The organism is Corynebacterium faecale (assembly GCF_030408735.1).
In the GTDB taxonomy this organism is placed as follows: domain Bacteria; phylum Actinomycetota; class Actinomycetes; order Mycobacteriales; family Mycobacteriaceae; genus Corynebacterium; species Corynebacterium faecale.
Genome location: NZ_CP047204.1, coordinates 403,926 through 415,929, shown reverse-complemented (window position 1 = coordinate 415,929; position 12,004 = coordinate 403,926). Strand labels below are relative to the sequence as shown.

Annotated in this window: 9 protein-coding genes; all 9 read right to left on the bottom strand. The window is 62.0% G+C overall.

Going from position 1 to position 12,004, the window contains the following annotated elements:
* Window positions 1–46: 46 nt before the first annotated feature.
* Window positions 47–1,087, bottom strand: a complete 1,041-nt coding sequence (ccsB, locus tag CFAEC_RS01875; RefSeq protein ID WP_290278289.1) for a c-type cytochrome biogenesis protein CcsB — start codon at window positions 1,085–1,087, stop codon at window positions 47–49.
* A 126-nt stretch (window positions 1,088–1,213) separates the two neighbouring features.
* Window positions 1,214–2,848, bottom strand: a complete 1,635-nt coding sequence (locus tag CFAEC_RS01870; protein WP_290278288.1) for a cytochrome c biogenesis protein ResB — start codon at window positions 2,846–2,848, stop codon at window positions 1,214–1,216.
* A gap of 150 nt (window positions 2,849–2,998) precedes the next feature.
* Window positions 2,999–3,805, bottom strand: a complete 807-nt coding sequence (locus tag CFAEC_RS01865; protein WP_290278287.1) for a cytochrome c biogenesis CcdA family protein — start codon at window positions 3,803–3,805, stop codon at window positions 2,999–3,001.
* 4 nt (window positions 3,806–3,809) lie between these two features.
* Complete coding sequence (locus CFAEC_RS01860) at window positions 3,810–4,433, bottom strand: TlpA family protein disulfide reductase (RefSeq protein WP_290278286.1); 624 nt, start codon at window positions 4,431–4,433, stop codon at window positions 3,810–3,812.
* 6 nt (window positions 4,434–4,439) lie between these two features.
* Window positions 4,440–5,048: a histidine phosphatase family protein gene (locus CFAEC_RS01855; protein WP_290278285.1), complete on the bottom strand. Its 609-nt coding sequence runs from the start codon at window positions 5,046–5,048 to the stop codon at window positions 4,440–4,442.
* Window positions 5,049–5,119: 71 nt separating this feature from the next.
* Window positions 5,120–6,451, bottom strand: a complete 1,332-nt coding sequence (gene hemL, locus CFAEC_RS01850) for a glutamate-1-semialdehyde 2,1-aminomutase (protein WP_290278283.1) — start codon at window positions 6,449–6,451, stop codon at window positions 5,120–5,122.
* A 50-nt stretch (window positions 6,452–6,501) separates the two neighbouring features.
* A complete protein-coding gene (locus CFAEC_RS01845) occupies window positions 6,502–7,899 on the bottom strand; it encodes a protoporphyrinogen oxidase (protein WP_290278282.1) in 1,398 nt (465 codons plus the stop codon).
* A gap of 18 nt (window positions 7,900–7,917) precedes the next feature.
* On the bottom strand, window positions 7,918–8,997 hold the full coding sequence (hemE, locus tag CFAEC_RS01840; RefSeq protein WP_290278281.1) for a uroporphyrinogen decarboxylase: 1,080 nt from the start codon (window positions 8,995–8,997) through the stop codon (window positions 7,918–7,920).
* Window positions 8,998–9,122: 125 nt separating this feature from the next.
* A complete protein-coding gene (locus tag CFAEC_RS01835) occupies window positions 9,123–11,747 on the bottom strand; it encodes a heavy metal translocating P-type ATPase (RefSeq protein ID WP_290279779.1) in 2,625 nt (874 codons plus the stop codon).
* Window positions 11,748–12,004 lie beyond the last annotated feature (257 nt).

The following is a 12,004-nucleotide window of genomic DNA, read 5'->3' as shown; positions in this document are numbered from 1 at the left end:
CGGAAGCTATATCAGCTTCCCTCAGACCGCCCTTGGCCTCTTATCTCTAGTTCAGTCCTGCGTAGGAGTGCAGGCCGGAGACGACCATATTGATGAAAAACAGGTTAAAGATCATGGTCGCCAGGGCCAGGATGTTGATCCACGCAGCCTTGGAGTCACGCCATCCGGCTGTGGCACGGGCGTGGAGATAACCGGCGTAGAGGATCCAGGTGATGAAGGAAACGGTCTCCTTCGGGTCCCAGCCCCAGAACCTACCCCAGGCAGCTTCCGCCCAGATGGCACCGAGGATGATACCCAGACCGAAGATCGGGACAGTCCAGATGGCGGTTTTATAGGCCAGGTTGTCCAGGGTCTTGGCGGAGGGCAGCGGCTTGGCCACCCCACCGAAGAAGCCCTTTTCACGGCCCTTGGGCTGCCACATGCGCAGCAGGTACAGCAGTGAGGCGATACCCGAGACCATGCCGATGGAGGCACCGATGGATACCGAGGAGACGTGGATCGGGAACCAGAAGGACTGCAGCGCCGGAACCACCGGAGCGGAGTCGGAGTACAGGGCCGTGCCACCGTAGAACAGCAGGGCGATCATCGGGGTGATCACCCAGGGCCACATCACGCGCAGCTGCGGGCGCTGCAGCAGGAACGCGGCCATCACCATCGCACAGAAGGTGATCACGAGGATGTACTCATACAGGTTGCCGAACGGGAAACGGTCCGCGGACAGTCCCCGCAGCACCACGGACACCAGGTGGACGATCACACCCAGCCAGACCAGGGACTGCGTCATGTTGGCCAGCTTGCGGGCGGTGGCCTGGCGGGCCTCCAGCTCATCATCGGCCACGATGCCATCCTTGACATCGGCTGCGCCGGGCAGATCATGATCATCATTGAGGTAGGTCTCATCCTCGGCGTTGCCGGCACCGCCTGCGGTGACCAGCTGCTTGACGCGTGATGCTTCACGACGGGCATCGATGACACCCTGGATTTTCACGTAGTAGACCAGGGACAGGATCAGCGCCAATGCATAAATGATGAAGGCGGTTCCGAAGGCAGTGTCCGAGAATGTTGCGTAGGTCTGATTGACCGGCATGGATTCATCCACCCTATTCGTTGAAAATGTTTGGGATTTTATTGACACCCTACCCCCTGATGCCTGGGCTCAACTAATGCTCAGACATAGGGGGCCGGGGATGGTGCAGGTGCGTGTGGTCAGGGCTTAATCGCGGTCATCGTCATCGAAGTAGACCTCTTCATCGTCATCCTCTCTGGTGATTCCGAGGAGTTCATCATGGAAGTCCTCGTATTCCGAACCCCAGCCTGCGCGGTCGGTGCGGGCAAGGCCACCGGTTTCCACGCGGGTGGTGCCATCTGGCTGAGGATAGAGGCGGACCCAGATGCGACGGCGACGGACCATGAGGGAACCAACCAGCGCCAGCAGGGCGATCGTGGTGGTCACCAGCACCCAGATCTGGGTGGGGTCCTTACTGATCTGGTAGTTGGCGAATTCCGATGCCCCGTCGAAGGTGATCTCGGTGCCGTCATCCAGGGTGACGGTGTCCCCGACCTCGAGGTTGACGCGTTCGAGCTTCTGCAACTGGCCGCTGTGCATCAGGGAGGGATCCAGGCTGAAGATATTCTGCCCCACACCGGTGTCCAGACCGTTGTCCCCGCGGTAGATGTCAATTGCCACCGCCGGGTCACGCATCGCCGGGTAGGCAGAGGTGAGCAGCTCACCGTTGTCGCCACCCCATTCAGCGGTCGGTGCGAACAGTCCCTGGATGGCCAGCTGGTTCTGACGGCGTTCGTACAGATCCGGGTAGACGCCAGCGGGTGGGTCGAATCGCATGACACCTGAGGACAGGAAGAAGGTCGGGTCATCCGGGCGCCACTGCACGGTCTGGGTGCGGGTCTCACCGTTCGGCCAGGCAACGGTGAAGGTCGGTGCGAAGCCATGCCCCTGGAGGTACACACGGTCACCCTCGATGCGCAGCGGGTGGTTCACACGCAGCTCATAATCGGTCCAGGTCTCTGGATCAGTGAAGATGTCATCGCCCATGGCGTAGGAGATATTGGAGCGGAACATCTCAGCCTGTCCGTTGGGGAGATAATCCGCGGAGAAATCATGCGCCTCGAAGCAGAAAGTGGTCAGGCCGGTGCCGTCGAAGTTCGCACCCGCACGGAAGGAGTCATAGTTCGCGGTGGCGGTGTTGCAGAACACCGAGTCCTGGGAATGCTGCTCACCGTCGGTGACCACGATGACGTGGCCTTCGTAGTAGAAGATCCTGCCCAGACCCGCGGTGACGATCATGCCCACGATGCCCAGGTGGAACACCAGGTTGAAGAACTCGCGGATATAACCCCGTTCCGCGGAGATGGACCGCGCACCGGCACGGTCCTCCTTGGCGGTGAAGGTGTTGGTTTTCCATCCCTTGAGCAGGCGCAGGGCGTCCTTCTCCACCTCGTCGACAGGCTTGGTTATCACGCCTTCGCCGTGGTGCTGCAGGCGGGCGAGGTTGCGTGGGGCACGCACCACCGGGGTCTTCATCGCCTTGTAGTGATCCCATGAACGCGGGAGGATACAACCCACCAGCGAGATCAACAGCAGCATGTAGATGGCGGTGAACCAGGTTGAGGAGAATACGTCGAAAAGCTGGAGCCGGTCATAGAACTCAGCCAGGCGCCCGTTGTTCTGGAGGTACTCGATCACGTTGGATTCATTGAGTGACCGCTGTGGCAACAGGGCGCCCGGGATGGCGGCGATGGCCAGGAGGAACAACAACGCCAGTGCGGTACGCATGCTGGTCAGCCAATTCCAGGATTTCTTAGCGTAGACCTTCACGGTTTTGAGCATTGTCGTTGCCGGTTCTCTTCCTATAATTCTGACTTGGGGGTTCTTAACGGTCATTGCGGCTGGATCAGTACTGATGTCGTAGTCTGGGCCACCACATCCATGGAGGCGGTGCCCCACTGAAACTTCTGTTCAGGCGCACCAGTTACATCACTAGATCAGGGTGGCGCCGTACTCCAGGGTCCACTGGCGGACCCAGTTGATGAACAGGGCCCAGGTTCCGGACAGCAGTGCCACGCCCACGAGGATCAGCATGGCGCCACCGAAGATCTGGATTCTGCGGGAATGTTTGCGCAGCCATTCCACACCCGTGATCGCCCGGGAGGAACCCAGCGCGATGAGCAGGAAAGGCAGGCCCAGACCCATGCAGTAGCCCAGGATGAGGACAACACCGCGCAGGGCGGTCATGCCCTCGGTACCGGCGGAGACGGAAATGATCGCAGCCAGGGTCGGTCCCAGGCAGGGTGTCCACCCGAGGGCGAACACACCTCCCAGCAGCGGGGCACCCAGCCAGGTGGTCCACCGTTTCGGGGCCATGCGGGTATCGCGTTGGAGTGCCGGCACCATGCCCATGAACACCAGTCCCATGAGGATGGTGATCACACCGCCGACCCGCATGAGGGTCTCAGCGTTGAGGGTGAGCATGCTGATCGCACCGAACACGGTGACGGTGGCCAGGACGAACACCACGGTGAACCCGAGGATGAACAGCAGGGCTGCGGTACCGACCTGCACGCGTTTGGTTTTCACCTTGGTGCCGCCGGAACTGTACTCCACTTCACCTCCGACAACACCTGCCAGGTAGGAGATATAACCGGGGACGAGTGGCACCACGCATGGGCTGGCGAAGGAGACAAGACCTGCGGCCAGCGCGGCGAGAATGCCGAGGAACAACGGTCCGGACCCGACCATGTCGGCGAACTGAGCTCCGATACCCTGGGCCAGAATCATCTCATTCATGGTGTCAGGCCTCTTCCACCAGCGGCAGGGCCACCTCGAGGATCTCGTCATAGGTGATCTCGCGGAGGAACACCGCTGCCGGGCGGTGCTGTTTATCCAGAACGATCGTGGTCGGGATGACCGAGGCGGGCACGCCGCCGAGCAGGGCGGCTGTCATGAAGGGTGGGTCATAGATGCTGGGGAAGGTCAGGCCGTTGTCCGTGGTGAAGTCCTGTGCGATGTCACGGGAGTAGTCACGGACGTTGATGCCCAGGACGGTGCCGCCCGGAGTGTCACCCTCTCCTGCGGACTGAAGTTCCTCATGGATGATCTGGAGATCATCTGACTCGGAACGGCACGGTGCACACCACTGGCCCCACGCATTGAGCACCACAACCTGGTCCTCATAATCGGCGAGGTTGATCTCGGTGCCCTCATCCATGAGGGAATCGCCACTGATCTGGTTCAGCGGCTGGCGCTCATCCTCGTCATAGAGAATATCCATCTGCCCGCCCGGGGAATGGAACTGGAAGGTCCCGCCCACGGCCACGGCGTCAGTGCCCGCGGTGTCTCCCGAGCTGCAGGCCACCAGGGTGGTGGCTCCGAGAAGGATACTTCCGATGAGGGCGGAGATTTTCGAGGCACGCACGATTGATCAGATCTCCTGTGCAGGTTCGTTGTAGTGGACACCCACGATGGCATCATCCTGGAATACCAGTGAGGTAACGGATGCCAGGTTGCACTCGCGCACGGCCGGGTTGTGCCAGAGGCGCTGGCCACGGGCGCTGCGCTGGATGCACACGATGGGAAGCTGGTGGCTGACCAGGATCGCCTCATGGCCCTCGGCGGCCTCGCGGGCACGCTCGACTGCCTTCATCACGCGGGCTTCAATATCAATGTAGTGCTCACCCCAGCTGGGCTGGAGCGGGTTGTACATCAACTGCCAGCGCACCGGATTCCAGAGTTGGGAACGCCAACCCTTGGTGCGCAGGCCCTCGAAACGGTTGCCGGCCTCCAGCAGGTCATGATCGGTCTGAACAGTCAGCCCGGTGATCTCTGCGAAGGGTTCAGCGGTCTCCTGGACACGCTGCAGCGGCGAGGCCGCCAGGTAGGTCACATCGTGGTCGGCGAAGGAGGCAGCCGTGGTGGCCGCCTGTTGACGGCCCCGTTCGGACAGGTGATAGCCGGGGATCCGTCCGTAGAGGATCTTCTCGGGGTTGTGTACCTCACCGTGACGGATGAGGTGGACAATCGTGGAGCTCATGTCGCCTTCAGGTTGGGGTGGAAAGTCCGCAGCCGTTGACTGCTGCAGACCCTTCAATTTTCTGCTGTTTCTTATTCTGCGGTGGCAGCTGCTGCTGCGGCCGCTGCGGGAACCAGCGCGTTCTCGATCTTCTGGAAATCATCGTCGGTCAGAGCCGAGGACACAAACCAGGTCTCGAAAACGCTCGGTGGAGCGTAGATGCCGTTATCCAGCAACGCATGGAAAAATGGGGCGAAACGGAAGGTATCGGCATTCTTCATATCGGTGAAGTTATACCCCGGGCCCTCCGCGAACCGGATGGACAGCATGTTGGATGCACGCTGGATATGATGCGCCACGCCCTCACGCGCAAGCGCCTCAGAAATCAGACCGTGCAGCCGGTCGGCGTTGGCGTCAATCGTGCGGTACACGCTCTCATCCGCGGCGCTTAACGACGCCCGGCCGGCCGCCACTGCCACCGGGTTGCCCGACAGGGTTCCGGCCTGGTAGACCGGCCCCTCCGGGGCCAGCATGTTCATGATTTCCGTCTTGCCACCGAAGGCAGCGGCCGGCAGGCCGCCGGAGACGACCTTGCCGAAGGTGACCAGGTCGGCGGTGACCTTGTCCACGCCGTACCAACCGCGGTAGGAGGTGCGGAAGCCGGTCATGACCTCATCCAGGATGAGCAGCGCGCCATCAGCATGGGCGATCGCGAGGAGCTTGTCGTTGAAATTGTCCCTGGGTGCGACGGTGCCCATGTTACCGGCTGCCGCCTCGGCGATGATGCAGGCGATCTGGCCGGGGAACTCGGCGAAGGCATTGCGGACCGCTTCGATGTCGTTGTACGGGACCACGATGGTGTCGCGGGTCTGGGCGCCGGTGATGCCCGGGGAGTCCGGCAGGGCGAAGGTGGCCACTCCGGAACCCGCGGAAGCCAGGAGGGAATCCACATGCCCGTGGTAGCAGCCCTCGAATTTGAGGATCTTGGAACGACGGGTGTATCCACGGGCCAGACGCACCGCGGACATGGTGGCCTCGGTGCCGGAGTTGACCAGGCGGACCTCCTCCACGGAGGTGCGCTTGATGATGTCCTGGGCCAGTTCCACCTCACCGATGGTGGGGGCGCCGAAGGAGAGGCCGTCCACAATGGTCTTCTGCACTGCCTCGATCACAGCCGGGTGGGCATGGCCCATGAGCATGGGGCCCCAGGAGCACACCAGGTCCACGTAGTCATTGCCGTCCACATCCACCAGGGTGGAGCCGTGGGCCTTCTCGATGAAGCGGGCCTGCCCACCGACGGAACCGAAGGCACGGACCGGGGAGTTCACACCACCCGGCGTGAAGTTCTTCGCCTTCTCAAACCATTCGGCGGAACGGGAAACATTTGCGGAGGTACCCGACGTGGAAACAGACATGTCAACCATTGTATTGATTCAACCTCTTAAAAAATACTCGTGAATTAAAGATAAGGAACCTATGCATCGAGCAGACGTGCGACCGCTGCCCTGGCATCAGCGATGACAGCGGGCACACCCACACCAGAAGTCCATGCTCCGATGGCCTCCAAGCCCTCTACCTGGGAGATTTCTGTGCGGGCTGCGGCCACGGTGGCGATGTGGTCAACGCCATAGCTGGGGAGACCACCGAACCAGCGCTGGACGAAGATTTCTTCCAGTCCTGCGGCGCGACCATCAAAACCCGTGATCGTCTGGAGGTCATCCAGGGCTGCGTCCACGAGGTCATCCTCATCCATCCGTGCGGTGGCCTCATCACCAAGCCGGCCGAAGGACGCGCGCACCAGCGCACCACCACGCTCACCCAGGTGCGGCCACTTGTTGGAGGAGAAGGTGAAGGCCTTGGCGGTGACATCCGGCTCACCCATGGCCACGAGCACACCGGATACCTCCGGCAGACCTGCGGCCGAATCGAATTTCATACCCACCACAGCGGATGAGGCCAGTTTGATGGCCTTGAGGTGAGGTCCGGCGGTGGGTGCCAGATCACGCAGCAGCACCGCGGCCGTCGGGGCGGGAACCGCGAGGATCACACGGTCATAGGTGCCCTCTCCCCCACCCTTGATCTGGAAGCCGGCGCCGTTGGCGGAGGTGATCGCAGAGACGAAGCTATCCAGGTGGATATCCGCACCGCACTGATCCGCCAGGGCCTCATACAGCTCGGCATAACCGCCGCGGAAGGTCTGGAAGACCGGGGTGGTCTCAGTATTCTTACGGGCCTCGGCGCGTTCGGTCTCCACGAGTTTGACCGCGCCACTCAAGGTGACGGGCTCCCCGGATTCGGCGAGGCGGTCCAATGCCGCGGCGAGTGCCGGGACAGTGGCACGAATGCCCAGGTCATCGGCGGAGGAGGAGTACACCCCACCGAGCAGTGCAGAGACAAGAACATCCACCACTTCATCGGAGTACCGCGCGCGCACCAGCGCGCCTACGGTCTGATCCGCGCCGACCTGCCAGTCAAGTGGGACGGTGAGGGCTTCAGCGTCGATAAGCTCCCTGGTTTTTTCAGAGAGGATCTCCTCGAGGCCCTCGGAAGAAGATGGGATGCCCATGACACCGCCGCGGGGCATGGGGCGCAGCTGACCGCCGGCGTAGAACTGCGAGCGGGCACCTGATGGTGCCACCAGCGAATCGCCCAGGCCGAGCTCGTGGAAGAACTCGGTCGCATCCGTGCGCGTGGCCAGGTAGGCCTCGGCGCCCATGTCGGTGGGACCGGAGGCGAACGGGACGGTGAACAGTTTGCCGCCGATACGCTCACCTGCCTCCAGGACATCGATGTGGATGTTCGGGTCGGTCTTGTGGATCTCGTAGGCGGCGGTCAGGCCCGCGAGCCCCGCACCGATGATGGCGATACGCATGTGCAGAAAGTGTCCTTATTAAGAAGCGTGGATGATGGAGACGGCCTCGGTGATGTCTTCCGCCACGGTGTTCGGCATGACGCCGTGACCCAGGTTGAAGATGTGGCCGGTGGCATTACCGGCAGCGATGGCGGCCGCCGCCTCGTCCTTGATGCGCTTGATCTCACGCGTCAGTGGCTCGGTGCCGGCGAACAGCAGCGCCGGATCCAGGTTGCCCTGCAGGACCTTCGGGCCCGACACCGCAGCGATTCGCTCCGCTGCCTTATCCAACGGTACGCGCCAATCCACACCCATGACCTCGGAGCCGGCGCGGCTCATCGCACCCAGCAGTTCACCGGTGCCCACACCGAAGTGGATGCGGGGCAGCTGGTACTGCTCGATCTCCTCGAAAATACGGATGGAGTATGGGAGCACATGCTCGGTGTAATCACGCTCGGTGAGGAAACCAGCCCAGGAATCAAACAGCTGCATGGCGTCGATGCCGGCATCGATCTGGGTCTTGAGGAAGTTGACCACGGTTGGCACGAGGCGTTCCATCAGCGCATGCCAGGTCTCTGGCTCTGCGTGGATCATGGCCTTGGTGCGCTCGTGGTTCTTGGAGGGGCCGCCCTCCACCAGGTAGCTGGCCAGGGTGAACGGCGCACCGGCGAAACCGATGAGTGCCTGGGTGTCCTTCAGCTCATCGAGAATGATGCCGATTCCGTCAGTCACCTCAGTGACCTCATGATCCAGGATCGGGAGCTTGTCAATGTCGGCGCGGGTGCGGATCGGCTGGTCCATCACCGGGCCACGGCCGGCGACGATCTCCACACCGACACCAGCGGCACGCAGTGGGACGACAATATCGGAGAACAGGATAGCGGCATCAACATCATGTCGACGCACCGGCTGCAGGGTGATCTCAGCCAGCAGTTCAGGCATGAAACAGGAGTCCAGCATGGTGGTGCCCTCACGGGCCTTGAGGTACTCAGGCAGGGAACGCCCCGCCTGGCGCATGAACCACACCGGGGTGCGGGTTGGGGTCTTGCCGTGGGCGGCATCGATGACGGGGGCGTTGGTGAGAACGCGACGCTTTGCAGGGATCAGCTCAGATGACATGGACTCAATATTGCCCCATCAACCTAAATTTGGGAAAAGAAGCCAGACCTTATGATGATCACCAGTGTCCATCTAAGGGTGGACGTATGACATGGAAGGTCAGTCTTTTCGGTGCACCTACGACATCACCATCGGCGTGCCCGGTTGGACTGCCATTCAATGACCAGCGTGGATGCCAGCATGAGCACTGTCGCGGCCATCGGGTGGAGCAACCCCGCCGCAGCCAGAACCGTGGCGATGATGTTATAAGACCAGGCCAGAATGATATTGCTATTGGCTAACCGGACATACCGGCGCGCCAACCGGAACAACCGTGGCACGGAACTGATCTCGCTTCGGAGCAGGATGACATCAGCGGCCGGGTCATCCGAATCATCCCGGATCTCTGCGGGATCATCCACCTCCATGAGTACCCCCACATCAGCCACACGCAGAGCATCGAGTACAGAGCTATCCCCCACCATGGCCACCGTGGACCCCCTGGTGTGGACCGCACGCACCGCCTGTGGTTTCTTACCCGGCGCGATACCGGCCAGGACATGGGCGATGCCGAGGCTGTCGGCGAATCTGCGGGCCACCGGATAGGTATCCCGGCTGAGCATCATGGTCTCCACGCCCTGATCCTCTAAGGCGATGATGGCGTCCTGGGCATCGGGGCGTTCCTGGTCATGGAGGGTGATCACACCGCGATCTCTACCCTTCCAGCGGACGATGAGCGGGGCACCCCCGGAGATCGCCGCGGCAGCCAGACGGGTGCTGAGCTGGGATCGGACCTCTGTCATGGAACTGGGACGCCACAGGAACGCCTCCACGGCACGAAGGTGAATGGTGCCATCGGAACCACGCAGGGGTATCTCCACGGTGCCGTGGAATGCGCCATCGTCGGTGACCCCCACGGTGCCCACCTCAATCCAGTGGGGGATGTGGTCACCGCCGCTGCCGGTGTCACGGGCCTCACGGGCTGCACGAACCAACGCCTGGGAGGCGGGGTGATCGGATTCCATGGCCAGGGCACCGGCGACACGCAGAATCAGGTCGGGGTCCTCGCCCTTATCGGCGGTGACTGTCTCCACGTTTATCTCGCCATCGGTGAGGGTGCCCAGCCGGTTGAAGATCACGGTGTCCACATCATCGAGGATGCGCAGGGTCTCGCCCGAACTGACCAGAATGCCCTGACGGGCGGCGGCCTCCACGGAATTCCTGGTTGCCAGCGCCGTGGACAGGGCGAGGGACACCGGGCCCACACCTGCGAGGATGGCCAGCGCGGTGATCACTGCGGCGTTGATATTGCCTGAGATCAACGCCCACAGGATGAAATCAACGACGGCGAGTGTGAAGGCCACCGGGACCAGGGTGGCAGCCGATCTCAACGCTGCCCGGTTGTGGCGGTTCTCCGTGACCGAGGCTTCCCGCACCCAGCGGTACACGGCTGCGATGCGGGTGCGGTGGCCGGTGCGAACCACCCTGACTTTGATGTCCCTCTCCTTGTTCATTCCCCCGGCATAAACCTTGTCCTGCACCTTCACCGCACGCTGGTCCTGGCCCATGATGATGCTGGCCGCGATGTGCGAAAAACCACCGATAATCACACCATCCACCGGGACCACCTCGCCGGAGTGCACGATCACATCATCGTTGACGCGCACCTCCTGGACAGGGATCCGTATTTCCTCCGGGTGCCGCGTGATCTTGTGTTTTCGCACCACGGTGACGATGCGCTGTGGATCGACCTGCAGGCGTTCCAATTCCGCCACCAGACTCGACTGAGCGGAACGACGGGCAATCAGACGTCCCCCGATGAGCAACACGGTGATACCGCAGGCCACATCGAAAAACACTTCGCTTTCTGAGAGGACACCATGGTTGAACGCGAACCAGGAGGGGTGGGATCTCCATCCAGGCTCCCCCGCGGAGGTGAACACCAGGATGCAGACCGACCAGGCATAGGCGATGAGAATGGCCAGGGAACTGGTGGCATCCAGGGCAGAAAGGCCACGACGCAGGCCACCGGCTGCTGCACGGTGGAACGGCCAGGCGCCCCAGGTGACCACCGGCAGGGTGAGCACCGCGGCCGCCCACTGCCAATAATCAAACTGCAGGGACGGGATGAAAGACACGATGATGACCAGCAGCGCCAGGGGCAGGGAGATCCAGAAACGCAGTGGGGTGATCAGAGCGCGGGCGGTGAACAACACATCCCCGGTGGCACCGATCTTCTCAGGGGCGGCTGCCCCGCGCTCACGGGAGATCCACCCGGCTTCCCTCGCCCGGAGATTGTGCAGCATCTCCTCCCTGGCATGTCGGCGTACCCGGGGACTGACACCCCGGGAATCCATCCTGCTTCGGTTTCGGTCCAGGCGGTTCCCCCGGCTGCTATCCGTGGAGAGTCTCTGCGATCTGCGCATGAGGGAGGAGGCGGTGAGGTGGGCCCGGATTCCGAAATTGGCGAACACCGTGATCAAACGTTCCGGATTCACCTCTTCATCGGCTGAGATCCACGCCGTGGAAGAGGGATAAACGATGGTGGCCGACACCCCGGGGATCTTCTCCAGTGCCTGCTCAATGGTGATCAGCGAGGGTGCGCTGCCCAACCCTTCGAGTTCAAAGGCGAAGGACACCCTGCGGATATCCCGGGGTTCATCCTCGTCCCGGTCAGCCCTGCCCGGAAGCTGATCTGAGGGAATGGACACGCCCGCCTGCTGTGCTGCGATCTTGGCTTGGGCGATGGCATCACCGACAGCGGTGTCCATGGTGGATCTGGAACCCGTGGCGGAGGCATGCTCATGGCCAGCGGTGCCGTGCCCGTGTGTCTGATCAGCAGCTGGATCATTGGCCTGATCGGTCACGGGGATTCCTTTTCCTGGGGTCAGAACTCACGATAAGCAGATGCTCAAAGTATAGAACTGAACCGCAGTATCAGGAGGATGGTCACCGTTATTTCGGGCAGGTGATCATCGCCCACATCTTCTGCGGGGCCAACCCAGGGACAGGGTCAGACCACTGAAAT

Excerpts from the sequence above, each read along its gene's own strand:
- CFAEC_RS01865 (WP_290278287.1), bottom strand. The coding sequence starts at position 3,805 with ATGAATGAGATGATTCTGGCCCAGGGTATCGGAGCTCAGTTCGCCGAC.
- CFAEC_RS01855 (WP_290278285.1), bottom strand. The coding sequence starts at position 5,048 with ATGAGCTCCACGATTGTCCACCTCATCCGTCACGGTGAGGTACACAAC.
- hemL (WP_290278283.1), bottom strand. The coding sequence starts at position 6,451 with ATGGTTGACATGTCTGTTTCCACGTCGGGTACCTCCGCAAATGTTTCC.
- CFAEC_RS01835 (WP_290279779.1), bottom strand. The coding sequence starts at position 11,747 with ATGGACACCGCTGTCGGTGATGCCATCGCCCAAGCCAAGATCGCAGCA.
- ccsB (WP_290278289.1), bottom strand. The coding sequence starts at position 1,087 with ATGCCGGTCAATCAGACCTACGCAACATTCTCGGACACTGCCTTCGGA.
- hemE (WP_290278281.1), bottom strand. The coding sequence starts at position 8,997 with ATGTCATCTGAGCTGATCCCTGCAAAGCGTCGCGTTCTCACCAACGCC.
- CFAEC_RS01845 (WP_290278282.1), bottom strand. The coding sequence starts at position 7,899 with ATGCGTATCGCCATCATCGGTGCGGGGCTCGCGGGCCTGACCGCCGCC.
- CFAEC_RS01870 (WP_290278288.1), bottom strand. The coding sequence starts at position 2,848 with ATGCTCAAAACCGTGAAGGTCTACGCTAAGAAATCCTGGAATTGGCTG.